The organism is Cohnella sp. AR92 (assembly GCF_003990975.1).
Classification (GTDB): Bacteria; Bacillota; Bacilli; order Paenibacillales; family Paenibacillaceae; genus Cohnella.
In genome coordinates this window covers 94,314-116,947 of the sequence record NZ_RZJR01000002.1, presented here as the reverse complement: position 1 = coordinate 116,947, position 22,634 = coordinate 94,314, and the positions used below count along the sequence as shown (strand labels likewise).

Genomic DNA, 22,634 nt, shown 5'->3' with positions numbered 1-22,634 from the left:
ATGGAGAAGTCAAGGAAGCTAAGAATGACCGCCGGCGTGCTGAGCGCCGCTATGCTGGTTCCGCTGGCAGCCGCCTGCAGCGGAGGGGATAACTCCGACGACCCGAACAATCGCCGCACGCTGAGAATCGGCGTGCTGTACGGGAGCGACGACCAAGAGTCTTATTTCCGACAGCAGTATACGGATATGTTCGAGCTCGGCCACAGCAATATCGACATCGAGATCGTGAATGCGTACGACTACTCCGAGATGCAATACGCGACGGAGGAGGAGCGCAAGAACAATCCTCAGCCGGAACCGATGGAGCTCTACAAGAAGCTCTTGACGGGTTCGAACCCGGTGGATGTCATCATGCTGGATACGTCCAACATGGGAGAGCTCATCGATAACAACATGCTGAAGCCGCTGGATCCGTTCATCAAGAACGACAAGATCGATCTGGAGCAATACTTGCCGACGGTGCTCGACTTCATTCGGGAACGGGGCAACGGTCAGATCTATGGGCTTACGCCGACCTTCTCCTCTTCGGCCCTGTTCTACAACAAGAAGATATTCAGCGATAAAGGAATCTCGCCGCCGACAGATGACATGACTTGGGAGCAGGTGTTCTCGCTTGCCCGCCAGGTCGCCTCCGGAGAAGGGAAGGAAAAGATCTTCGGATTGACTTTCAACGACTGGAACAATGGACTTAATTATTATGATGTTCAGAATATCGTTGCTCCGCTGCAATTAAGGACGTTCGACATCCAAGGCGAGAAGATGACAGTAAACACGCCTCAGTGGGAGCAAGCTTGGTCCGAGCCGATTAAGCTGTATAAAGACGGCGTCATTCCGAAGCAAGAGGACTTCCAGGTCGAGCAGCCGACGGACGGCTCTTATCGTTACAATCCTTATGAGCAGAGGCCATTCTTCACCGGAAGAGTGGCGATGACGATCGGCTACTACAATCTAACGAACGATCTGAGTACCTTCAATAAGAACGTGAGCAAAATGAAGGACTACAAGGCGATCGATTGGGATGTCGTGACGTACCCTCAGCTTTCTCAGATGCCGGGCATTGGAGCTAATATGTACCTTAACCAATTAGTCGGAATCAATGCTACGGCTCCGAACGAGAAGGACGCCTGGGAATTCATCAAGTTCATGAACGGCAAGGATAACGCCAAGTTCAAAGCTCGCAGCCAATATGAGCTGAGTACCCTAAAGGACTTTATCAAGCCGAAAGAAGGCTCGACGTTCAATATGGAAGCCTTCACCAAGCTGAAGCCGGTCCCGTACGAGTCCAACGAAGCCGAGCAGAAGCTGTACAAGGAGCGGCCGAACATGAATCTTATGTACAACCTAAGCGATCAGGCATTCCGTAAGGCGCTGAACGGCGACATGACCGTTAAGGAAGCCCTTGAGGATTGGCAAAAGAAGGGCGACGAGCTGCTGCAGAAGATCAAGGCAAATCCGAAGGGCGAAATCGACATGACTCCGTATATGGATCCATCCATGAACAATGGGAATAACGGAGTTATGAGCTCCATGGCCGTTGGCGGCTGATCGGGAGCCAATGGAATGACGGAACGAAGCGAATAAGAATGGCAGGAGGAACCGCCCGGACTCGGGCGGTTTTTCCTATTCGTGCAGGAAAAGCGAGTAAGCGATTCGTCCGCCGTATATGCTAAGACCGTAGGCAACTGACGATCCGGGGAGGGAACGAGATGAGATGGGTGTATTGGTCCAGGCTATACGACAGCAAGTTCCAGGCTGGATGTCTCGTGCGCCGAATGGAGAATGACGGCTGGCTGTTCGGCATCGACATGCCGCGAGAGATCGAGGTTTACCGTTCGCGCAAAGGCAAGTACGGGGTCCGCTACGTCCCCTGAACGATAGAAGGCCATCGATAGAGGCAACTAGCAGACCGACGGAACGCTCAGCGTTCATGCTTGTTCATTGGCCCTTATTGCTCTTGGCTGCGCGGCATCATCTGTGGTATCGTTCTAAAAGAAGGAGCGATGCGGGATGAGAAGAATGCCGTTGTCCACGGATACGGCCGTGAAGCTGGCGAAGCACTTGAACGTGCCGTTGGAGCACCTGATGCATATGCCTCAGCATATCCTGATGCAGAAGCTGGCGGAGATGGCGAAGGCGGAGCAGGCTGCCATGCAGGCGGAGAAGAACGAGGATGGAGCACGGGAGAAGGAATAACGTATACTCACCATTGAATAAAAAAGAGCCGCCCATGCAGGTGCGGCTCTTTTAATGTTGGAAATTTGCCAAAATACCTTGACGAATAGGTTGGCAATGTTGTATATTAATTCTTGTCGCCATAAGAACGACAGTTACAACGACGCGGGGTGGAGCAGCCCGGTAGCTCGTCGGGCTCATAACCCGAAGGCCGCAGGTTCAAATCCTGCCCCCGCAACCAACTTCCTCGTAGGACCCATAAGAACGAGGGCCCTTAGCTCAGTGGTTAGAGCTGTCGGCTCATAACCGATTGGTCGGGGGTTCGAGTCCCTCAGGGCCCACCACCAGAACCTTGATGAGTCAAGGCTTTTTTTGTTTTTGGGGGATATATGCGGAGTAGGACCGGCGTAATCCGGTTTCGCCCTGCGGCTAAGCGACAACCTCTATTTTTGTTTGACGGGGCATGCTACTTCATGGTATTATGTACCTCGTTGACCAAACGAGCCAAGCTTGGTCCAGCTTTACCATCAACATGCCGGGGTGGCGGAATTGGCAGACGCACAGGACTTAAAATCCTGCGTAGGGTGACCTACGTACGGGTTCGACCCCCGTCCTCGGCACCATTAGTTTTTACGTACTTTGTATTGTTTAGCATCTACCCAAGTTACATAAGGAGTCCTGTGTGGTTAATCGCCGCATTAGGGCTTTTTTTCATTACATAGTATTCATAACTTTTCGGCTGCTTTCGCTACGATGTACCTGCCCACAGCGATAGAGAGGGTGTCAAGGTTATCAATTCGAGATAACTCAATACGATAGCAAGAGCTAAAGTTTAGAAGATCAGGGAGTATATTCCCACGATATGGGGAGAAACATTAGAGCAGTTTTTTCCTGGAAGTAGGCACAGGGGATAAGTAATCAAACCTTGGACGATTACAAGTGACGTGTGAGTTGGTTCTTTAATCATTTTTCTTATGCTTTTGGTAGTCAACTTATGCAGGGTTACGGGTCTATGCTTTAATCTTACACTTTCGCTTGATACAGGAATCCGCCCAAAAGAGGCCTTCTCGTTGATTCCAGATGATTTTAATGCAAGAGCTAATAAATGTATGTGAGAGCGGAGAGCGCCAAAACTAGGAGTCTCTAGGACGCTTAATTTAAGTCCACAAACGGCAGAGGCTATTAGTGAGCTCATTGCGAGTAGACCAAAGGAGTGGAAGAAGGCAACACCGATATTTAGTACGAATGAAGGGAGCGACCTTACACGACATACATGGGGAGATCGTATTGAAATGTATACTGAGAAAATCGGAAAAATGATCGTACCTTATGATCTTAGGCACTCATTTGCTCTTGGTTTCTTATAGGGCGGGGGTAACGCCTTAGCACTACAACGCACTTTAGGTCATACAGACCTTACAATGACCAAATGTTTTGTAAACTTTGCTGAAAGTGATTTGAAGGAACAACATGCGCTGGCTTCGTCACTGACCCACTCATCCTAATTACTGTGCGGATTTGTCACGTTTCTTTGGGCTGGAAGGGCTGCACCCTCCTGTTTTTTTTGTCCCTTTACTTTTATATGGGTTGAGGCATTTTTGCTCTGTTAGCACTTGCCTGCCATCTATTCCAGCATTTTTTCCGTTGCTCAAGCCTCTTCAAGAGGCTGGTGTAGTAATTGATGAACAAGTACAGGATTAAGAGTACGGCAAATGAGAATATCCCATTACTTAAGGGCACCTTTCGGTGTCCTTCAATGTCGTTAGAGAACTATCACAAATTTTTTTGTAGGAAAATTTACCCAAATGTTTTAAGATGAAAAGACAACAGCTAGGGTGAGGGTGTGTATGAAGGGAATTATTTTGTTTTTTATTGCAATTGTAGCACTTGGTGTTATTGCAGGCTTACTACAGCCGCAGAAGAAGAGAAGGAGTAGAACACGGCGTCCAACAAATGCAACTAAGCAGAAAGCTAGAACATCGGAGCAGAAAACTAGTAGAAGTTCGAAAACATGCAGACCAGACGAGGTCATTATATCTAGGCCACTGGATGATCTGAATGGAGCTGAGTTTGAGCGTTTGCTGGCCCTGTACTTCCGGGATCAGGGTTACGTCGTTCATGAAGTTGGAATTGGCGGGAATGACGGTGGAGTGGATCTTGTGATTGTTGACAAACGTGGCGAGCGAACGGCAGTGCAGGCAAAATGCTACGCTGACCATAACTTGGTCCCCGTCCAGACTGTTCGGGAGCTCGTGGCAGCCAAGCGGAATCACAATTGCATGTTGACTTTGCTGATTACAACTTCAGATTTGACAGGTCCTGCGAAGAAGGAAGCGGATCAGTTTAAAGTGGAGTACTGGCACGGTGGAGTACTTAAGGGAAAATTTGGGAAATGGAGGAAGTGGAACGTTAAGAACAAACAGAGGTGAGATGAGTGAAATGTTGTTTCAAGTTTATTATTTGCTCTAAAACAACATTTAACAATAATACACAAATAAAGAGCAGGAGGAATGATCTCACTGCTCTTTATTTTAAGGAACAATAATTATTCAAACTTCTTTGCGACTTCGATAATTTTTTCTTTATGGTCGATGAGATCAGAAATTGATGAAATCTTTACTGTTGTTGATGCCTCATCGTTGAATGTGGCTGACCAGTTCGCTGAGTTCAAATGTAGTCTGCAAACCCACTTTCGGATGCTATTGTCTATTAAAATATTGAAGTAACTAAGATTATCGCGATATTGTATACGTTCTGGAGCGATGACATCTTTCAATAACACTTTAATTGTTATGTAGCCTTCAATCTCTTCAGGCGTTGTGATGACCTCTGGTTGATCTGTTGCTATTTCAGATGCTGAGGCCACTTCTACATGTGCAGCTACAGGTTCATCGTTTGTTTTTGCTAAGGCTGACTGCAACTTATCGTTTAATAGGTCATTAACAAACTCTTTCAACGACTTTTTTACAATCCCATTGAACTTTTCAATAACTTGTTTGGTTTTCTTCCCAGGGTAAACATCCGAGAGGATAAAGGATACGAATTCATCGGAAGGAACATCCCATTGTTTTTTTAGAAACGATTTAATCATATTTGTATATTTAAGTTCAGCTGCCGCTGAATTAATACTTTCAACATTAAATTGGTCTTTTTGAAACTTATTCAATTCAACCAATTGATGGTCCTTAACATCAAACAAATTAAATTCGAAAAAAGGTGTTGCATCCATTTTGTTTTGTTCATCAAGGTCGGTGTAGAATCGATAAATAATGCCATTCGTCAAGATTGCGAATTTTGCTACAGTCGTACCAAAATATCGGAATAACTGAGAATCGTGTTTCGAAAGTTCTTCTTGGATCGATTTCGCTTCGATAAGAATTACGGGTTTATTATTTTGAAGAATTGCGTAATCCACTTTTTCCCCTTTTTTTATGCCTACATCAGCTACAAATTCAGGAACGAATTCCTCTGGGTTAAAAATGTCATAGCCGAGTAACTGGAAAAAAGGCATAATAACTGACGTCTTAGTTGCTTCCTCCGTATGGATATTATCTTTCATCTTCTGAACACGGCGAGACAGTGATTTAATTTGATCAATGAAATTTTCCATAGTTCTCTCCTAAGTAGTTCCCATCGGCTGGGGAGTTTGCTCTCACGTGATCGACATTATTTTACACCACAATGGGTAATTGTGGAAACTAATATAAAGGATTTAGATTTTTTATGCGATATTAGTAGCGTTGCATAAAACACTAATATGGATAATCGGCTGAAATATCAGAAATAGGGGGCGGAATTTGGGACGCTCGGGATGGGAGAGGCTACAACTGGAATTGATCAAGTGATCTCTTAAGCGATTTCTCAAGCTGTATCTAGAGTTGTGCATCCTACCTGAGACCAGTCTAAAGGTTCCCGAGCAAGGAAAAGTCGGCTTTGGCCCAAAAGTAAGGCCGCTGTTATAAGTTGGATGATTGCCGTTGGGAGCCCAACCCACTCCTTCATGCGCTGTTCTCCTTTCCGGAAGATCTTAACTCGTCACCCATACACTTATAATTAAACAACGATTACCGTTAAATTTCAACGAAGATAGTTGAATCGATTGTAGGTATCACGTAAACTTAGGGTGAGGTGATTCGGATGATTAGATTAAAGTTGTGCGCGGTAATGGGGACCAAGGGCTTGAATGCCCGGCAGTTAAGCGAGGCCACCGGCATTCGCTGGAACACGATCGACGATATGATGAAGAATAAGTCGAAAGCATGGTCGGTGGAGAACCTTAATAAGATAGCGAAAGAGCTCGGGATAACGGATGCATCGGAATTAATCGAATATAAAGAAGAAGAGCAGGAGGGATAACCTCACTGCTCTTTTTGTTTTATCAACTCTCTATGGTTTGAACCAAAGTCCGCCAGTTCCATCATACTTTCTACCGAAAGTGATTAGAGGACTTGCATCTGTGGTTTTAACTTGGAACGCTACCCAACCGCTCGCAGATGCACCTTCGTAAAGATTTGCATTCAGATCGGGATCTGGTGGAACAACTAGACCTCTGGAATAATCTTTGCCATCCGAAGAAACTAAAGTAAATTGCGCTGTATTGATGTCTACGGCTGCATCCGATTTATTATTTTTAGTTATCTTTACATGAATTTTAGCCAGCAAATATTCGTAACCAGCATCTGGTTCATCATTGAACATATTAGCATCAGCAACAAGATCGTTCGCTTCTTGACCTCTAATTACTTCTTCAAGCGTCATTTCCCCTGAATACTTTTCAAGGATTCCGCTTTGATCAAAAGAAAGAGTCGTGCCGATCGGCGCCGGATTCTTCCTAGAGAAGCCAAGTTGACTGGCTGATTGAGACGGCTGATTAGGTCCACCTGCGGTAGAGTTATTTCTAGAAGTATCAGCTTTAGACGTAATTGTTACAGTGTTTGTCCCTTTGTCGTACCCTACAGTTGCATTTAACAATTCTGCCGCTGCTCTAAGAGGAACGTATGTAGTGCCATTTATGACCTTTGGTTCTGCGCTTGCAACCTTACCATTAACAATTAGGGTCATTTTCGATGCGGCATAAGCCCCGATCCCAGCGGATAGCAACATGAGCGATCCAATAACGAGCATAATCAACACTTTTTTTTTCATAAGAGACTCCTAAATATTCCCCATCGGCTGGGGTATTTGCTATTACATGGTCGACATTATTTTACAACATAATGGGGAATTGTGGAAACTTTTATTAACGAGAACTTGTGTTCGCATATACTGCAAGAACGAACGTTCTTATTGGAATAGGCAGATATGACCATCGAGAAGTTTATCGGACGTCGTGTAGAAGTTATTTACCAAAACGGCAAAGGTGAACTGTCGCAGCGCATCGTTACGGTTCATTCCGTAAGGGACGGCAGCGCCCGCGACTTTTATTGCGATAAGCAGGCTTTCCGCCCACTGGCGGAACTCTTAGGGGAGCCTCCGTCGGTGGGCGTTTTTTTGTTTTGTTTACTTTTCGCCAACAAGTTTGAACTCGCCGGAAGTTGAATCTCCTATCGCGTAATTTTTAATTGTTAGGTAAACGGAGGAGTCATCCCACTTTGGCATTTGGTCAGTCGCATTTGATGTATATCTGTCCTTGACCTCGTTGATGATAGCAAGACTTTTCGCACGTAGTTCGCGGTCACTTAGGTCAAAAGCACCTTGGCCCGTATAATGGAGCGCCATCTGCGGTTGCGTGTTTATGTCGATGGTGATGTTCAATTCCCCACTATCCTGCACACCAAGGTAAACTTTATCGACAGTAAAGTCGTCAGTAACAACCGCTCCCTCGATATCGTGCTGTTCTGAGACAAGAAACGCCACCTTAGAAAGAGCATCTGATTTCTCTTGAAGATTGGAAAGTTTGCTTGAGTCAGCCCTGTAGGCTTCGATTTTCTTAGACAAGTCATCTAATGAGGCCAGTTGAGCGTCTGATTGCTTTTTCAAATCCCCATTCTTTTGATATAAGAACCCAACGCCAGCCACAGAGACAATTGCTAGGAGAAGCGTGATAATAAATAGCGGCTGTTGTATTAACGCCTTCTGTTTGACGATCGGCAAGGACTCCTGAGCGGGTACAGCTTCGATCTCCACCTTACATCCTCCTCGTATAATTTATGGGTATAAAGACCCTTTATTCGACGAAATAATCCTATATCCTTCCTTAAAAAGAAAAACCGACTATTTAAGAGCGGCTTAAAGAGTTTCTTATGTGATATTACTTTGCTATTACCGCTCGAATCAGCCTCGCTAGAGCTGTCTGAGGGGAAAGGGTGCGGGATGTGAGACCACATTAGTAATAATTTGGTAATAGCTGCAAGAGGGCGACTGACAATCTCCAAGGAGGTTCGGCAGTCGCCTTTTCCATTCTCGCTGTTATCCGCAGCTTAGACTGTGAGTATTAATATTCCTAAAAATTCCCTAAATAATACAAAAATAAGTATCTTATAGATCCCAATTAATGCTAAATTATATTTAAATCCGGCCGGATTAACAAAATCTAGTGGAGGTGTGATAGTGAAAAAGTTTAGAACTATGATGCTTGTTTGCTTGAGTGTAATGATGTTAGCCGGTGCCCAATCGGCATTCGCTACTACTGGAGTATATGATGGTCCGGCTACTGCAAAGAATTCGTTACCCGGTAATGTCTACACGGGGTATATTGACTCCTCCACAGACAGTGATTGGTTTGTTGTTGCCAATCCCAATGCCAGCGGGAGTGTTGTTGTTTACCCTGTACTTGTTTGCCCATCAGGGGTTAATCTTGATATTGACGTGCTTTGGGTCCACAAGGATGGAACTGTAGACAAGGATTCTTACAATCAGGCCGGTGCTGGAGGAATTGAGGGTAGCTCCAACATTGGTTGGGGTGTTGGACCGAATGACCTCTTATATTTCCGTGTTCATGGCCATTCGGCAAGTGATTTCAGCTCTAGCAAATCATACACGTTCATTTTCAACTAATAAATTTTTTGCGACACCAATTTGTGAGGTTTGAGATCGGCCGTCGTCCTACTGTTGGGGCGGCGGCCTTTCTTTTATTTCTTATTATTCGGCTGTGTCGCAAGGCAAGGCAGGGGAACAGAGCTGCTAATGGGCTGTGCGGCGGGGTGTTTGTCTGAGGACATATTATCTGGCGCTATAACGGGAAACGAGTATGCTTGCCTCTAACCGCAATTGTCAGCGATCTAGTCATTCTTCCGGAGATTTTACCTCGAAAATCAGATGTGTTAAGGCAAAAACGGAAAGGCAACCTGCAACTTAGTGCAAGTCCCTTTCCGTCCGCTGACTTAATAATTGATTCCAATGCTGCGTTTCATAATTTCTCGCAACTCTTCTTCAACCGCTACCGTTTTGTTGCGGCCAAGTTCTTCCTTGACCTTTTTGTGAACAAGGTTGGCGCTATGCTGATCAAAAAAGAAGCGAGAATAAATAATTTCATTCGAACTTACGGTAACTTCCCAAGTGTAGTTTGGTTTCTGGGTCGTTACCACAATGACTTCGCCGTACTGAGTCTCGCAGATGTCTTTCATTCGAATACCTCTTTCTTTATGCTAGTTTTTGATCTTTGCAGGAGGATTACGTTACAGCAAATATCCTCTAAATGCAAGGGATAATTTTAACTGCGCGAATTAAAACAGCTGCCCAACGGGCAGCTGTTTGCTTTAATTTCCGATTAGAATGTCTTAACCGCCCCGTTCAATTGCTCGGCCGTCTCCGCCACCTCGCTTGCGACCTTGGCGATCTCTTCGACGACGATGGTCATCTGAGCGACTTCCTGCTGAATGAGTTGGATTTGCTCGTTCGACTTGGAGCTTTCCGTCAGAATGCTCTCGAACACTTCCTCGGTGAGCGATAAGCTCTCGTTGCAGGTCTGCACCGAAGATTGAATGCTGCTTACGCGAGAAGCGACCTCATGGAATTGATTGGACGTGTTCGTCGCGAGGTCCGATACCTGCTGGGCGGCAACGCGCGATTCCTCGGCCAGCTTCCGAACCTCTTGCGCGACAACGGCGAATCCGCGCCCCTGCTCGCCGGCTCGCGCCGCTTCGATCGATGCGTTGAGCGCCAGCAGATTGGTCTGGTTCGCGATGTCGGTAATCGTGGCGGACAGGGCCATGATGTTCCCGGCCGTTCGCTGCAGGTTGTTCACGCTCTCGTCGACCATAGCGGTATTCTCGGAGATTTCTCTCATCGAGACAACCGTATCGTCGAGCTGGGCCTTGCCTTTGTTCGACAGGATGTTCGATTGCTGGGACAGCTTGGCGCCCTCGTCGGCATTGATGCGAATTTGCTCCATCTGCGCCTGCATCTCCTGCGAGCTGGCGCCGCTTTCTTCGCTCATCGCCGCCAGGCTGTCGATGGCTCCGCCGAGGCTGTTTTTGAACTCTTCTTTGACCTGATCTTGAGCTTTCTCTTTATCCGCGTCTAGAGCCGCTTTGAACTTCTCTAGCACGAGCTGGCGTTGAATGCTTATGAAGCGAATGATCTCTTGCGTTACTCTTGCCAGCACCTGCGCATCGGTGAACTTGGTTGCCAGGATCGGCAGAACCTCGATAAGAAGCCGATCCCACACGGCCGTATACCAAGCGATTTGTACTTTCGTGTAAACGTACATTTGTGCGGCTTGCTCCGTTATGGCAGTGACTTCATCGCTCAAGTTGTTGCTGAAGTTAGTAAATAAATAGCCCTCGATTTCGGAACGGTCGGCAAGCCAGCTGCCGTCGGGATTTTGATAGAAGCCCCTGAAGCCTTCGTGTTCCGTTTCCAAAAAGACTTTGTCGAATAGCTCCTTCATGTGCGGAGCAATAACGGCTTGCGCCTCTGCGCTGATCGCCATCGACTTGTCGTTGAATTTCAAATACGCGTATCGTTCTTGAATGCTGTGGCTTGGCTTTGCGACTTTGTCCGAACCGTTCAAGCTCGTCAAGAATTTATCCAGTGCAGGAGAACGCCCCGAATCCGATGCTGCATTGCTTCTTGTAGATGCGTCGTTCTGCTGCTTTGACTTCTTCCACACAATCGATTCCCCCAATACTTGTCGAAAAATGAAAGCTAGCAACATATTATAACAATTTATACCTTTCAACCATTGATAAAACTTCATTAAATGGAATGGAATGTCAATTAGTGGAGGAATGGGACTTGAAGGCTATCTCTTATCCCGATGATCCTCGTTCCGCGATTGCGTGATGCCGCAATATTATTGGCGGTCATGCACCGCAAATCTGCAGTCGAATACGGATTCGAGCTTGAAGGTCCATCTGGTACGATTTGTTCGCAAGGAAGCAGCTTTTCTATATTGGTTAACAAAGGAGACCTTCGATGACCTTCAAGCTAATTAAGGGACTTAGCAAAATCATGGCGTCCGCCATTCTCTTCTCTCTAAGTCTGTCCGGTCCGGGCGCCTATGCCGCAACGCCATCCGCTTTGTCCTCGCCAACGGCCGCTGCCTCTGCTTCTATTGCCGCACAAGCTAATGGACCCTCTGACCCTCTAGAGGTCGCCTCCTTCATGGACGGCTTCTTTGAGCGTCCGGAAGTGAAGGCTTCGCTGGCTGGAGCCTCCGTCGCGGTGGTCAAAGACGGCAAGGTGCTGCTGAATAAAGGCTATGGCTATGCGAATCTGGCCTTAAAGAAGCCTGTCGACCCCGAACGAACGGTATTCCGGCTTGCGTCGATCTCCAAGACCTTCACCGCCATGGCGGTCATGCAGCTGGCGGAGCAGAAGAAGCTGGACCTGGATCGGGATGTGAACGACTATCTGAAGGGGATGAAGATCGTCAATCGAACGGGCTCTCCGTTAACGGCAAGAGACTTGATGACGCATACGAGCGGGTTTGATTTTACGGACATTCCCGAAGATGAGGGCGATCCGTCCGGTCCTTCCTACGGGCTTGACGATTTCGTTAAGGATTACATGCCGACCGTTATTCGCAAGCCGGGAGAAGCGTTCCGTTATGACAATTACGGCTATAACCTGCTTGGGTACATCGTTGAGCAAGCTTCGGGGCAGAAGTTCGAGGATTATGTGGCGGAGCATATCTTTGTGCCGCTTGGCATGGAGAACAGCCGGTTCGTGTATACGCCGGACTTGTCGGACGAACTGGCGACTCCTTATGATGTCTCGGGGCAGCCAATAGCCCCATATACGACCTATCCCTATAACTCTCCGGACGGAGGGCTGATGTCCACGGGAGCGGATATGGCGCGGTTTATGCTGGCCGAGCTTAATGGGGGCAGGCTTGGCGACCGGGCAGTCTTGCGGGAGTCGTCCATGCAAGCCATGGAGAGGTACAGCGTTTCGATTCATCCGGATATCCCTGGAGTAGGCTACGGCTTCGAATCGAGTTTTCCCGCATTCAATAACGGGCAGTACGTCATCGATAAAAGCGGTGCGGCGTCAGGCTTCCAATCCCAGCAGTGGCTGCTGCCGGAGCGGAAAACGGGATTGTTCGTCGCTTTGAACAGCTCGAAGGATGCCCGCCTTATAAGAAGCTTGTTGTACCAGAGCTTCATGGACCATTACTTCCCCGTTCAGGACGCGGCCGCCCCCGTCTATTTGAACCCCTCCAAGAGCGAATTGGAAGAGCTCGAAGGCATCTACCGGGATCTGCGGCTGCCGGCCTGGCATTACGATATCGAAGCGGCCGACGGCGCGCTTATCGTTACGGACTCCTATGGCGTTCATGAACTAAAACAGCTGAAGGACTTGCTCTTTGTTGATGATACGGGCAGAATGGCCGCTTTCAAAAGGGACGATCGGGGGCGCATCGTTTACTTTCAATATAACAAAGCGGACAGTTGGTCGGAGAGGCTGCCGGACGCCAAGCTCTATGCGGATGTACCTCAGGATTCTCCTTATGCGAGATCCATTCTCTATTTGCGGCAGCAGGGCTTGCTGGAACGGGAGGATCAGGAGAACTTCAGGCCAGAGCGGCCCATTACGAGAGCGCAATTCGTCGGCTGGCTGATTCCTACCTTCGGTGTTCGATTGTCGGAGGAACCGGTCATCTTTAAGGATTCCGCGAATAGCCCCTATGCAGCGGAGATTCAGACCGCTCTCGAGGGGGGCGTTATAACGGGCACTACCCACGGGACATTCGAGCCGGATCGCTTCATCACCCGGGAGGCGGCGGCGGTCATCTTGTCCCGGCTGCTGCGGTTGGGGCTTGGAGCGACGCCCGGCGAAGCTAAATTAATCGGCCAAACCGACTCTTGGGCTCTCGAGGGGGTACGCCATATTGTGGCTAGCGGTTACTACGGCCCGGAAGTGGTTCCGGATGCGGACGGGGCATACGATTACCACTCCAAGCGCCCCATGCTCCGGCAAGAGGCAGCCGCCATGCTGTACCGTTATCCCTAACCATTCTTTCTGACTATCAATCGCTCGGCCGTGCTTCTCCGGAGCATGGCCGATATCCATTTTCCGTCAAAAGAATGTTATACTTGGTCGGGGTGATCTAACGCGATGGCTATCGATTTCCGCCTTGTCGCAAGGAGTAAATACGGATGGCGCATCTATGCGGCTCTCGTTTTATACTTCTTGCTTGCCGCTTATATCCATATTCATTCTTTTCTATCCCCGTATATCGGGGTTGTCCTGCAGCCCTTGCCGGATGGCAGCTGGTTGATAGAAGAGGTGGATGAAGGCGGTCTTGCCGCCGATTGGCGCCTTCAACCCGGAGATCGTATCCGAGCCCTTGATCCGAAAGCGGAATTGACCTCTGAAGGCGAAGCCTACCGTCTGCGCAAAGCGGACTCCTTATCGGTCGCCAAGCCTGACGGCCGGCTCGCCGATTTACGTCCTGTCTTCAGCCGATCGTCCGGGACCGCGCTCTCGCTAGCCATGGAGGCTGCGCTTCTGGGTTTAGCGATTTATGCCCTCAGAAAACAGCCGGAGTCCGTCGTCATCCGCTCCTTTTTCAACTTGAATTATATTCTTGCCCTTGTCATCCTCAGTATTTATTCCCCGGGAGGCAGTCTGTCGCTGCTTCTGCTTACCTTTTGCTCGATTTGGCTTCCGTATCTGCTGCTCTCGTTCTATTTGCAGTTTCTCTTTCGAACCTCCGTTCTCCGGTTTAAGAAGCTTAAGAGGGTCTATTTGGTCGGAACAATCGCCTTTACGATTATCATTGCCTCTTTAATTCTTGCTGAAGTCGAGGTTTCCAAGTGGATATCCGATGTGCTGAATATGGCTTTGCTGGGGACCGTTCTGCTGCTCGCGGGCATAACCGGGCGAAGCTGGGGAATAATCGACCGAATCGAGCGCAGTCAGCTTCGCCTTCTCTTCGCGGGCCTGATTCTCAGCTTGCTTCCGTACACCTTTCTCTATGCGATCCCTATCCTTCTCCATGAGCCATTTATTCTTCCAATGAAGGTTGCTCTGATTGCCGTTGTTCCCCTCTCTCTGTTCTTTACCTATATCCTCGTCAAACGGAGTTTGCTCGATATGCGCCTTTCTTTTCCAAGGCTGACGGTGCATGTTTTATACGGCATCGCTGTGTTCATCTTGTTCGTTCTATCGGCCAGAGTCCGGCCTTTGCCGCTTTACCTACCGTTTATTGGTTTTCTTGCGATTACGCTCCTCTATCGGAGAGGCTTGCTGCGTTATCCGAGCAAGACGGATCTCCATGGAGAGAAGCTGGAACGGCAGAGACGAGCGCTGTTCGCTGTCTTGGAGGATAAGCGGAACGCTCGCAAGCTCCTTGCCCTTCTTGCGGAAGGGGTCAGCAAGCGGTTAGGCGATCGCGACGTATGCCTCATCTGGCAGGATGGCCCGGCTGCCCTTATTCACGGGACGGGCAAATACAAGCCGATTGGACAAGAGCTTCGAGAATCGGGCATTATGGCGCCGCGGGAAGGGAAGAAATGGGCCTCCTCCCATGGCTTCGATCGCTTACTGGAGCTGAAGAACCCATCGGACGGCAGAGAGACGTTCGGCTATATCGGGATCGGGACCGGCGCTTCCGAATTGTCTGAGGCGGATAGGCAGGGATTGAGCGAAATCGCCGAGTTGATCGTCGTCCATATGATGAGCATTGGCGGAACTTGCGATTACCGTGAGAGAAGGATTGATAGGTCGCTGCTTGAAGCTCAGGAGGCCGAACGGGTTCGAACTTCTTATTTTCTGCACGATCGGCTTCTGCAGAACTTGATCTTTATCTCCCGGGACTTGGAAGAGCTGATCGATACCGGGAAGCCGGACAAGGAACGAGTGGCGCTATGGTTAAAATGCATCTACGAATCTCAGAGCGACATCCGTTCTCTCTGCGACGATCTTCATCCGCCGATCCTCGATCATGGGGACTTGAAGCCGGCTATCGAGTGGCTGATTCGCAGCGAGAAGCAGAGAGCGAAGGTAGGGATCGAAGCCGAGCTCGTCTATGAACTGGGGCAGGGGGAGCCTCGCAACGAGCTGATCCGGGCGAACCTGTTCCGGGCCGTACGGGAGTTGGTGAACAATGCGTATAAGCATTCCGGAGCGACCCGATTGACGATTCGCTTATGGAACGACGAACGATATCTCTATTGCGGGGTTCGGGATAATGGATGCGGCTTCGATGTTTCGAGCGTACTCGAGCCATTGCCGACAGGAGGTAAGCGGTTCGGAATCCAATCCTTGCATAGTCAAATCCGACAGTTAGGCGGGGAGACGGATATTGATTCGCTGCCCGGCCAGGGAACATCCGTCCAATTGATGCTGCCGCTAGAAACGGAGGAACGCGCTTATGCAGTCCCGAATTAGCGTTATTCTGCTCGATGACCATCCTCTTGTCCTGGATGGGTTGAAGAGGCGGCTGGAGCAGGATCCGGATATCGAAGTGCTGCGCACTTTCGGGGATCCGTTGGAGCTGCTTGCGGAGATCGACAACAACCCGCCCGATGTTCTCGTTATGGATATCGCGATGCCGCGAATGAACGGTTTCGAATTGGGGAAGACGCTAAAGGAGAAGCATGGGCACTCTTTGAAAATAATCGCGTTGTCCGGTTACATGTATGACGAATTTTATAAGAAAGCTTATGAGATAGGCGTTCATGCGTATTTATCCAAGCAAAGCCCCTACCCGCAGATTATTAACGCAATCAAACAGAGCATGCTGGGCCATGCGCTCGTAGCGGAGAAGATGTGGCGCGCGGAATCGGAGCCATTAACGCGGATGGAGCGGGAAGTCCTTCGAAGGGTCGCGGAGGAGAAGACGAACAAGGAAATCGCGGCCGAGCTGTTCATCAGCCAGAGGACGGTGGAGTACCACCTGACGTCCATCCATCAGAAACTCGGCGTCAAGTCGCGGATCGGGGCCGTGGCCAAGGGGTATGAGAAAGGCTTGCTAGGTTCCTTCTGGGAAAGCTCGGAAGAAAGGTAGAACCAGCCGACGGACATAGAGTAACGTTTGGGAAGATAACCTAGGAGAGTGACAAGCTTGAGCTATAGAATCGCCGCCTATTTGCTGTGCGCCGTTCTGATCGTCGGGATTGTCCGGTGGTGCGTCGATGAGAAGAACGAGAACGAGAGAAATACCGGCGCTCATGAGTTCAGTCAAGCGACTGCAGAGCCAACCGATTCCGCTGAGGTGATCGACGGGCTGAAGAGTAACCTTGAGAATTACCTGAAGGAATACGACGGATTGCTGAATCAGCTCAAGCCCGTTCTGCCGGTAATGACCTTCTCGAATGAGGAGCAGCGCCAGGTGCTGGAGGAGATGAAGAGCTTCCTGGACGCGAATACCTATATCGGCAAGCCCATTCTGCGGCAAGGCGAAATCGTCGTGTCGCTGGAGATCCAGAGCGCGGATTCGGACTCCCGATATGCGGTCAGGGTCTATACCTACGAGGACCAGCAGCCGAGGGTCGACAGCTTCCCGTCGCCGGTTGATATTCATCTGGGCAGAAGGCTGACGATGGGGGTCAGGAAGGCCGGGAACACGTGGGAAGTGACCGATATTCAATAAGTGTATTGACCCTCGCAATCTCGACTGTACAATCTAAGAGAGCTAGCCTTATCGAAAGCGAGGAATCGGGAGAATGAACGCAGCGGAATTTCAACGTTATGTACGGGAATTCAGCAAGGAGAAAGGATTCGATACCAGCACGATCGAGCAGCGAGTCCTGTATTTGATGACGGAGGTCGGAGAGCTCGCGAAGGAAGTCCTGACGGTCTCTTTCCATCCGGATAGGGAGAAGAGGGACAACCTGGGCTATGAGATGTACGACGTCGTCTGGAATATTTTCGATCTGGCGAACAAGCTGGACATCGATCTGGAGCAGGCTTTCAAGCGGAAGCTGGAGATTAACGAGCGGAGAACGTGGGCCTGAAGCTAAGACCTGAAGCAATGTCATATATTGGCATGAGAATAATGAGAGGAATTTGTCCCCATTACGTGGAATTAGAAAAACGTAAGTTAACCTGATTAAGGTGGGGGAACCACGATGACGAAGCAATATGCGATCGATTTGGCCAAGAAACTGTACCGCGACAATGAGCGCTCTTACTTCGTTGTGAATGATGAATCGCCGGACGATTATCGGGTGGTCGATAAGGAAGAGAAGAACAAAGACAATCTCAACCGTTACGTCGTGTTCAGCATAGAAGTGGACTGATCCTAATCCCCGACCGTAAACGCGAATAGGTGGAAAAATCCCCCCTGACAGAGCGGCTAACGACAACCGCTCTGTCAGGGGGGATTCGCTTGTTGCGCCTACTCTAGAGGCCGATGGCGGCGGCAAAGTCCCGCTGCAGCCTGCGGGTGACGGGACCGGCGGCGCCGGAGCCGATCGCTTGGCCATCGACGGAGACGACGGGAGTGACCTCGACCGTCGTGCCGGTGATGAACGCCTCATCCGCGCCGAGCAGCTCCTCGAGCGTGAAGGGGCGCTCGAGGACGGCGAGCTCGGCCGCATGGGCGAGGCGCAGCACGACGGCGCGCGTGACGCCGTGCAGGATGAGGTTGTCGGCCGGATGCGTCAGGATAACTCCGTCGCGGACGATCATGATGTTGGAGGCGCTGCATTCGGTGACGGTGCCGCCGCGATGCAGGATGGCGTCGTCCGTTCCCGCCTCGACCGCCTCTTGCTTGGCGAGGACGTTAGGGAGCAGATTAAGCGTCTTGTAGTCGCAGTGCAGCCACCGGATGTCCTCGACCGTCTTGGCGCGGATGCCGGCTTCCATGGCGGCGACGGGGCGCGCGACCTCGGTCGTATAGGCCATGAGCGAAGGCTCGGCTTCCTTGGGGAACGGAAGGGAACGAGGAGCGGCTCCGCGAGTGAACTGAATATAGAGGGTTCCTTCGTTCAGGCGATTGCGGAGGACAAGCTCCTCCAGCTTCTCCAGGAGAGCGGAGCGGTCCATCGGAAGATTCAGACGCAGGCCGGCCGCCGTGCGTTCAAGCCGGTCGAAGTGAAGACCGGGTTCGAAGAGTCGGCCGTTGTAGACGCGGAATACCTCGTAGATGCCGTCGCCGTAATAATAGCCCCTGTCTTCCGGCGAGATCGCCACTTCCTCCGCCGACAAGAAACGGTTGTTGTACAGATAAATGCTGCCCATTCGAGGTTCCCTCTTTTCTCCCTATGATCGATTGCCTATTGATTGTTATAATGAAGATAACTATTGCTATTGTAAACCTTTTTTATCGCTGGAGGAACCTCGCCTTATGACTGCAATTTTCCGTAACGATTGGGAGCCGCTGCTGCAGCCGGAGCTGGAGAAGCCTTACTACAAGCAGCTTCGCAGCCAGTTGGCCCAAGAATACCGCGAACAGACGATTCACCCGAACATGAACCACATTTACCAGGCGCTGCACCTGACCTCCTACGAGGAGACGAAGGTCGTCATCCTGGGGCAGGATCCGTACCACGGACCCGGACAAGCCCACGGGCTCAGCTTCTCGGTGCTTCCGGGGGTCCGCACCCCGCCGTCGCTTCAGAACATCTATAAGGAGATTCTGAGCGACCTGGGCCACCCGATTCCGAACCACGGCTTCCTGGAGCACTGGGCGAAGCAAGGCGTGCTGCTGCTGAACGCGGTGCTGACGGTCCGGGACGGACTCCCCAACTCCCACAAGAAGCTTGGCTGGGAGACGTTCACGACCGCGGTGATCGCCGCGCTCAACGAGAGAGAACGCCCGCTGGTATTTATCCTTTGGGGGCGGAATGCGCAAGAGAAGGCGGCGTTTATCGACCGCTCCCGCCATCTGGTGCTCGCTTCGGCGCATCCGAGTCCGCTGTCGGCGCACAACGGCTTCTTCGGAAGCAAGCCGTTCTCGAAGGCGAACGCGTTCCTGCGCGAGAACGGGCAGCAGGAGATCGATTGGAGCGTTCCGGCGCTCTCCTGATGAATAATGAGAAAAGGCAGTCCTAAGAGCCGGGTTACCTAGCTCTGGGGACTGCCTTTCTCGTTGGCGAATATTCGATGGTTATTCGTAGATCGGGAAGCCGGTCGAGCCGCTCGCTCCGCCTTCCGATGGAGGGGAGGAGACCGACGAATTCCATTCATCCGTTCCGAGCACGGGCTTATAGCTTGCCGGAATGTACGCGACGGCCGTTACTTCGGTCAGCACCTGGGCGTACATCTTATCGGGATCGGGAGGAAGCGCGCGGTAATTCACGATCGCGTTGCCTCCCTGGAACTCGATGCTGGCTACCTCGAAGCCGTAGCCGGGATGAGGGGCCGTGGCGGTCAGCGTCACTTTCGTGATGTCGCTGGAATACGCGCCGGAAGTCAGTTTCACATCGCTCAACACGGAAGCGGGAGGCGTCTCCGTTTCGACCGTCGGCGTTTTCTCCACGAATTGGATCGCGTTGTCGAGAAGAATCGCCGCTTCGCTGCGGGTGATCGTGTCCTGCGGGCGGAAGTTCTGCTTCTTATCCAACTGGGCGATGCCGGCGATCAGCAGCTTCTGGATGCTGCCGGAGAAGGCCGGAGTCACCTTGTCCTCATCCCCGCGGAGCATGTATTGCTCGGTGTAGGCGTAATCTCCCTTGGTAGAGATCGCTTGGAACAGCCAGTGCGCGAATTGCTCCCGGGTGATCTTCTTCGCCGGATCGATATCCTTGGGAATATCGAGTCCGTTCTCCTTGGCGATGATGAACGTCATGGCATACGGCGCGTTGTCCTTCACGATGCTGAAGTAGTCGCTGGCCTTCGGCTCTTTGAAGAACCGTTTGTTGTCGATATTAAGCCCCAATCCTTTGACGATAAGCGTCAAGGCCGTCGCTCCGTTTACCGGAGCTTGCGGCTTGAAGGCGTTGTTGCCGACTCCCTGCACGATTCCGCGGTCGCGGAGGTCCAAGATCTGCTTGGAGCCCGGATCTCCCTCGATATCGCTAAACGCGAACGCGGAGCCGCTGAGCAGGACGCAGGAGAGGGCGACGGCCGCGATCGCGCTCGCCGTCTTCCTAGGTTTCATGGCCATTCTACTTCCTCCTTCAGGTTCTATCCTTTATTTATCCAACCGATTACCCTCTCAGACGCGATAGGGCGGAAAAGGTTGCACGACTGCGCTCAAGGATTTCGGTTCCGATCCTGAACTCCGGCATAACGACGCATATGCAATAAAAAAAGCCCTTGGATCCCAAGGGCTTATCGATGTTATGGATGGTGATCTGGACAGGGATCGAACCTGTGACCCCTACCCTGTCAAGGTAGTGCTCTCCCAGCTGAGCTACCAGATCAAGTAATGTGACGACTTGACCTATTATAGCGGCTGTTCGCGGAGAAGTAAAGAGGGTTTTCGCAAATTTATTGCTCTTTTTATTTTTGTTCGCTTTTGGTTTGGTTGGCCTTGCCCCAGACCCGATGGATGCGCTCTTTGATGCGCGCGCGTTCCTTGTCGAGCAGCTTGGTGACCAGAGCATCCTCGGAGATTCCCTTTTCCTTGGCGATCTGCGCGATCGTCTTGCCGTTCTTCAGCTCTTGAAGCAGCGAATCCGAGCTCATGCCGAGCACTTGGGCCGTTTCGTCCAGGCGCTTGGAGTGATGCTGATGGCCTCGGCCATGCCAAGCTCCGCCGTTGCTTTCGACGATGCGGGTCGTGTGTTCAACGATTCGCTCGTTGATTTGCTTAGCCTGGTCGGCGGTAATGCGTCCCGATTTGACGGCTTCGGCGACGCGTTCTTTCTGCATCTTGACCAGCAGGTCGATGACTTTCTGCTTCTCCACGCCTTGCGATTTCGCGATATCGGCAAGCGATTCGCCGGCGTTCAGGCGCGAACGCAAGGTCGCTTCATCCAGCTTGAGCAGCTTCAGAAGCGAGTTGCTGCCGTCCTGGCCAAGGGCGCCAAGCGTCTCCAGATCATGCGGAGCATGGCGCTCGTGGAGCGAGGCGGGCGGAACGGCCGCATCGTCGGCCGCTGCAGCGACGGAGACGGAGGACAGGGGCAGCGCCATCACGAGAGCGGCAGCCAGCAAGCGACGCTTCATGAGGTTGAATTTGCTTGGTTTCATGTTGATCCACTCCTTCAACAACCATTGTGGGTCAAGGGAGCGCGAACTAAACGTTGAGCAGGCAAAAAAAGAAGAGCCCTTGAAGGATCAAGGGCTCGTTGCGTTTGATGGATGGTGATCTGGACAGGGATCGAACCTGTGACCCCTACCCTGTCAAGGTAGTGCTCTCCCAGCTGAGCTACCAGATCACGTCTCAAGCGGACAAGTAGAATAATACCAAGCCTGAGGCTTGAAGTCAACTAGATAACGCCGTTCTTTTTTTGCACAATAGACGCCAAATTTTTCGCCCGAACTCCGCATTGGAAGGGATGAAAGAGACATGGCCTGCGTACATATGAACAACGACATCTGTACGGGAGGCAGCGGTTATGAAAAACGAACCGGTGTATCTATTGATATGGCTCATCGGGTTGTTCGTTCTGATCGGCATCGTGCTCGCGGTGGTCAGGACCCTGGTAACGAAGGATACGATCGGATACGACAAGCGAATCACCTGGCAGAAGCGGGATTGGGAAGAGGAGCGGGAGCAGAATGGGAATTAGGAGGGAGCAGGAGCGAATAACCGACCGCGTTCAAGGGCAACATGGGGCTGTATTCCAACATGTCCAAGGAGCGCCAATGCATGCAGACGGGAAAAGGAAGCTTCGGGTTGAGAATTGGCGCTGCGGCGCTGTCGGTCGTTGCGGTGATTAGCCTTAGCGCTTGTCAGCAGCGCTTCTCCGATACGGGGGAGAAGAATGTGATCGCCAATGTTTATGGGAACCGCTCTCATGGCGTCATCGGGGACGTCTATTCCCGATCCTCCGACGTCCAGATCTCCCCCTCGTATTCGGGCAGATGGTAAAGCGCTGGAACATGAACAAGCTCCGCAAGCGGTTAGCGCCGCCGCGGAGCTTGTTCGGTTTATTCATCCCATTTGCGGGAGTAGGCTTTGCCGGTAACCCAGAAGATCATAACAATCAATAGTACCGCAATGATGCCTGCAATGA

The 22,634-nt window shown here is 50.8% G+C and carries 24 protein-coding genes and 5 tRNA genes; 19 read left to right on the top strand and 10 right to left on the bottom strand.

Going from position 1 to position 22,634, the window contains the following annotated elements; translation table 11 throughout:
• The 7 genes from ELR57_RS02950 (at position 1) to ELR57_RS02920 (ending at position 4,601) form a co-directional block, all read left to right on the top strand.
• Positions 1-1,545: an ABC transporter substrate-binding protein gene (locus tag ELR57_RS02950; protein WP_126957110.1), complete on the top strand. Its 1,545-nt coding sequence runs from the start codon at positions 1-3 to the stop codon at positions 1,543-1,545.
• Between the two features lie 161 nt (positions 1,546-1,706).
• Positions 1,707-1,871: a hypothetical protein gene (locus ELR57_RS28015; RefSeq protein ID WP_192896507.1), complete on the top strand. Its 165-nt coding sequence runs from the start codon at positions 1,707-1,709 to the stop codon at positions 1,869-1,871.
• 136 nt (positions 1,872-2,007) lie between these two features.
• The gene (locus tag ELR57_RS02945; RefSeq protein ID WP_126957108.1) at positions 2,008-2,193 is read left to right on the top strand and encodes a YycC family protein; all 186 of its coding nucleotides are present in this window, start codon (positions 2,008-2,010) and stop codon (positions 2,191-2,193) included.
• 143 nt (positions 2,194-2,336) lie between these two features.
• Positions 2,337-2,413: transfer RNA gene (locus ELR57_RS02940), tRNA-Met, on the top strand.
• 27 nt (positions 2,414-2,440) lie between these two features.
• A tRNA-Ile gene (locus ELR57_RS02935) sits at positions 2,441-2,516 on the top strand.
• A gap of 190 nt (positions 2,517-2,706) precedes the next feature.
• Positions 2,707-2,795: transfer RNA gene (locus ELR57_RS02930), tRNA-Leu, on the top strand.
• Between the two features lie 1,224 nt (positions 2,796-4,019).
• Positions 4,020-4,601 (top strand): restriction endonuclease, encoded by a 582-nt coding sequence (locus ELR57_RS02920; RefSeq protein WP_126957106.1) that lies wholly within the window; start codon positions 4,020-4,022, stop codon positions 4,599-4,601.
• 116 nt (positions 4,602-4,717) lie between these two features.
• Here the strand turns inward: ELR57_RS02920 and ELR57_RS02915 are convergent, their stop codons facing one another.
• Positions 4,718-5,782, bottom strand: coding sequence for a type I restriction endonuclease (locus tag ELR57_RS02915; RefSeq protein ID WP_126957105.1), 1,065 nt, complete (start codon positions 5,780-5,782; stop codon positions 4,718-4,720).
• 527 nt (positions 5,783-6,309) lie between these two features.
• Here ELR57_RS02915 and ELR57_RS02910 point away from each other — a divergent pair.
• Complete coding sequence (locus ELR57_RS02910) at positions 6,310-6,528, top strand: helix-turn-helix domain-containing protein (RefSeq protein WP_126957103.1); 219 nt, start codon at positions 6,310-6,312, stop codon at positions 6,526-6,528.
• A gap of 30 nt (positions 6,529-6,558) precedes the next feature.
• On the opposite strand, the gene ELR57_RS02905 is transcribed toward ELR57_RS02910, so the two are convergent.
• A complete protein-coding gene (locus ELR57_RS02905) occupies positions 6,559-7,317 on the bottom strand; it encodes a stalk domain-containing protein (protein ID WP_126957101.1) in 759 nt (252 codons plus the stop codon).
• Positions 7,318-7,473: 156 nt separating this feature from the next.
• Between ELR57_RS02905 and ELR57_RS02900 the strand changes: the two genes are divergently transcribed.
• Entirely contained in the window at positions 7,474-7,710 is a 237-nt protein-coding gene (locus ELR57_RS02900) for a hypothetical protein (RefSeq protein WP_126957099.1), read from the top strand.
• Here the strand turns inward: ELR57_RS02900 and ELR57_RS02895 are convergent.
• Positions 7,672-8,298, bottom strand: coding sequence for a hypothetical protein (locus ELR57_RS02895; RefSeq protein ID WP_126957097.1), 627 nt, complete (start codon positions 8,296-8,298; stop codon positions 7,672-7,674). The two genes, ELR57_RS02900 and ELR57_RS02895, sit on opposite strands and share 39 nt — an antisense overlap.
• A 423-nt stretch (positions 8,299-8,721) precedes the next feature.
• On the opposite strand from ELR57_RS02895, the gene ELR57_RS02890 reads away from it, so the two are divergent.
• A complete protein-coding gene (locus ELR57_RS02890; protein WP_126957095.1) occupies positions 8,722-9,168 on the top strand; it encodes a hypothetical protein in 447 nt (148 codons plus the stop codon).
• A gap of 326 nt (positions 9,169-9,494) precedes the next feature.
• Here the strand turns inward: ELR57_RS02890 and ELR57_RS02885 are convergent, their stop codons facing one another.
• The gene (locus ELR57_RS02885) at positions 9,495-9,737 is read right to left on the bottom strand and encodes a hypothetical protein (protein WP_126957093.1); all 243 of its coding nucleotides are present in this window, start codon (positions 9,735-9,737) and stop codon (positions 9,495-9,497) included.
• A 143-nt stretch (positions 9,738-9,880) separates the two neighbouring features.
• Positions 9,881-11,224 (bottom strand): methyl-accepting chemotaxis protein, encoded by a 1,344-nt coding sequence (locus ELR57_RS02880; RefSeq protein WP_158629910.1) that lies wholly within the window; start codon positions 11,222-11,224, stop codon positions 9,881-9,883.
• A gap of 305 nt (positions 11,225-11,529) precedes the next feature.
• Between ELR57_RS02880 and ELR57_RS02875 the strand changes: the two genes are divergently transcribed.
• From ELR57_RS02875 to ELR57_RS27780, 6 genes are all read left to right on the top strand, one after another.
• Positions 11,530-13,569: a serine hydrolase domain-containing protein gene (locus ELR57_RS02875; RefSeq protein WP_126957089.1), complete on the top strand. Its 2,040-nt coding sequence runs from the start codon at positions 11,530-11,532 to the stop codon at positions 13,567-13,569.
• A 105-nt stretch (positions 13,570-13,674) separates the two neighbouring features.
• Positions 13,675-15,951 carry a sensor histidine kinase gene (locus tag ELR57_RS02870; protein ID WP_126957087.1) on the top strand — a complete coding sequence of 759 codons (2,277 nt, stop codon included), beginning with the start codon at positions 13,675-13,677 and terminating at the stop codon, positions 15,949-15,951.
• A complete protein-coding gene (locus ELR57_RS02865) occupies positions 15,935-16,570 on the top strand; it encodes a response regulator transcription factor (RefSeq protein WP_126957085.1) in 636 nt (211 codons plus the stop codon). The genes ELR57_RS02870 and ELR57_RS02865 overlap by 17 nt, the downstream gene beginning before the upstream one ends.
• 57 nt (positions 16,571-16,627) lie before the next feature.
• Positions 16,628-17,155: a hypothetical protein gene (locus ELR57_RS02860; RefSeq protein ID WP_126957083.1), complete on the top strand. Its 528-nt coding sequence runs from the start codon at positions 16,628-16,630 to the stop codon at positions 17,153-17,155.
• 73 nt (positions 17,156-17,228) lie between these two features.
• Positions 17,229-17,519, top strand: a complete 291-nt coding sequence (locus tag ELR57_RS02855) for a MazG nucleotide pyrophosphohydrolase domain-containing protein (RefSeq protein ID WP_126957081.1) — start codon at positions 17,229-17,231, stop codon at positions 17,517-17,519.
• A gap of 114 nt (positions 17,520-17,633) precedes the next feature.
• Positions 17,634-17,804 carry a hypothetical protein gene (locus ELR57_RS27780; protein ID WP_158629909.1) on the top strand — a complete coding sequence of 57 codons (171 nt, stop codon included), beginning with the start codon at positions 17,634-17,636 and terminating at the stop codon, positions 17,802-17,804.
• Between the two features lie 103 nt (positions 17,805-17,907).
• On the opposite strand, the gene dat is transcribed toward ELR57_RS27780, so the two are convergent.
• Positions 17,908-18,747: a D-amino-acid transaminase gene (dat, locus tag ELR57_RS02850; protein ID WP_126957079.1), complete on the bottom strand. Its 840-nt coding sequence runs from the start codon at positions 18,745-18,747 to the stop codon at positions 17,908-17,910.
• A 106-nt stretch (positions 18,748-18,853) separates the two neighbouring features.
• On the opposite strand from dat, the gene ELR57_RS02845 reads away from it, so the two are divergent.
• Complete coding sequence (locus ELR57_RS02845; protein WP_126957077.1) at positions 18,854-19,534, top strand: uracil-DNA glycosylase; 681 nt, start codon at positions 18,854-18,856, stop codon at positions 19,532-19,534.
• Between the two features lie 81 nt (positions 19,535-19,615).
• Here ELR57_RS02845 and ELR57_RS02840 read toward each other — a convergent pair whose 3' ends face one another.
• The 4 genes from ELR57_RS02840 to ELR57_RS02825 all read right to left on the bottom strand — a co-directional run bounded on the left by ELR57_RS02840 (position 19,616) and on the right by ELR57_RS02825 (position 21,833).
• Positions 19,616-20,614: an S-layer homology domain-containing protein gene (locus ELR57_RS02840; RefSeq protein ID WP_126957075.1), complete on the bottom strand. Its 999-nt coding sequence runs from the start codon at positions 20,612-20,614 to the stop codon at positions 19,616-19,618.
• Positions 20,615-20,797: 183 nt separating this feature from the next.
• Positions 20,798-20,873, bottom strand: a tRNA-Val gene (locus tag ELR57_RS02835).
• Between the two features lie 79 nt (positions 20,874-20,952).
• Positions 20,953-21,645, bottom strand: a complete 693-nt coding sequence (locus tag ELR57_RS02830) for a hypothetical protein (RefSeq protein ID WP_126957073.1) — start codon at positions 21,643-21,645, stop codon at positions 20,953-20,955.
• Positions 21,646-21,757: 112 nt separating this feature from the next.
• Positions 21,758-21,833, bottom strand: a tRNA-Val gene (locus ELR57_RS02825).
• A gap of 180 nt (positions 21,834-22,013) precedes the next feature.
• On the opposite strand from ELR57_RS02825, the gene ELR57_RS27775 reads away from it, so the two are divergent.
• Together ELR57_RS27775 and ELR57_RS02820 are read left to right on the top strand one after the other, a co-directional pair.
• Positions 22,014-22,187 (top strand): hypothetical protein, encoded by a 174-nt coding sequence (locus ELR57_RS27775; RefSeq protein ID WP_158629908.1) that lies wholly within the window; start codon positions 22,014-22,016, stop codon positions 22,185-22,187.
• An 80-nt stretch (positions 22,188-22,267) separates the two neighbouring features.
• Complete coding sequence (locus ELR57_RS02820) at positions 22,268-22,489, top strand: hypothetical protein (protein WP_126957071.1); 222 nt, start codon at positions 22,268-22,270, stop codon at positions 22,487-22,489.
• Positions 22,490-22,634: the final 145 nt, after the last annotated feature.

Coding starts and splice junctions, on each gene's coding strand:
- ELR57_RS02950 (WP_126957110.1), top strand. CDS start 1: ATGGAGAAGTCAAGGAAGCTAAGAATGACCGCCGGCGTGCTGAGCGCC.
- ELR57_RS28015 (WP_192896507.1), top strand. CDS start 1,707: ATGAGATGGGTGTATTGGTCCAGGCTATACGACAGCAAGTTCCAGGCT.
- ELR57_RS02945 (WP_126957108.1), top strand. CDS start 2,008: ATGAGAAGAATGCCGTTGTCCACGGATACGGCCGTGAAGCTGGCGAAG.
- ELR57_RS02920 (WP_126957106.1), top strand. CDS start 4,020: ATGAAGGGAATTATTTTGTTTTTTATTGCAATTGTAGCACTTGGTGTT.
- ELR57_RS02915 (WP_126957105.1), bottom strand. CDS start 5,782: ATGGAAAATTTCATTGATCAAATTAAATCACTGTCTCGCCGTGTTCAG.
- ELR57_RS02910 (WP_126957103.1), top strand. CDS start 6,310: ATGATTAGATTAAAGTTGTGCGCGGTAATGGGGACCAAGGGCTTGAAT.
- ELR57_RS02905 (WP_126957101.1), bottom strand. CDS start 7,317: ATGAAAAAAAAAGTGTTGATTATGCTCGTTATTGGATCGCTCATGTTG.
- ELR57_RS02900 (WP_126957099.1), top strand. CDS start 7,474: ATGACCATCGAGAAGTTTATCGGACGTCGTGTAGAAGTTATTTACCAA.
- ELR57_RS02885 (WP_126957093.1), bottom strand. CDS start 9,737: ATGAAAGACATCTGCGAGACTCAGTACGGCGAAGTCATTGTGGTAACG.
- ELR57_RS02875 (WP_126957089.1), top strand. CDS start 11,530: ATGACCTTCAAGCTAATTAAGGGACTTAGCAAAATCATGGCGTCCGCC.
- ELR57_RS02870 (WP_126957087.1), top strand. CDS start 13,675: ATGGCTATCGATTTCCGCCTTGTCGCAAGGAGTAAATACGGATGGCGC.
- ELR57_RS02865 (WP_126957085.1), top strand. CDS start 15,935: ATGCAGTCCCGAATTAGCGTTATTCTGCTCGATGACCATCCTCTTGTC.
- ELR57_RS02855 (WP_126957081.1), top strand. CDS start 17,229: ATGAACGCAGCGGAATTTCAACGTTATGTACGGGAATTCAGCAAGGAG.
- ELR57_RS27780 (WP_158629909.1), top strand. CDS start 17,634: ATGACGAAGCAATATGCGATCGATTTGGCCAAGAAACTGTACCGCGAC.
- dat (WP_126957079.1), bottom strand. CDS start 18,747: ATGGGCAGCATTTATCTGTACAACAACCGTTTCTTGTCGGCGGAGGAA.
- ELR57_RS02845 (WP_126957077.1), top strand. CDS start 18,854: ATGACTGCAATTTTCCGTAACGATTGGGAGCCGCTGCTGCAGCCGGAG.
- ELR57_RS02840 (WP_126957075.1), bottom strand. CDS start 20,614: ATGGCCATGAAACCTAGGAAGACGGCGAGCGCGATCGCGGCCGTCGCC.
- ELR57_RS02830 (WP_126957073.1), bottom strand. CDS start 21,645: ATGAAACCAAGCAAATTCAACCTCATGAAGCGTCGCTTGCTGGCTGCC.
- ELR57_RS27775 (WP_158629908.1), top strand. CDS start 22,014: ATGAAAAACGAACCGGTGTATCTATTGATATGGCTCATCGGGTTGTTC.
- ELR57_RS02820 (WP_126957071.1), top strand. CDS start 22,268: ATGCAGACGGGAAAAGGAAGCTTCGGGTTGAGAATTGGCGCTGCGGCG.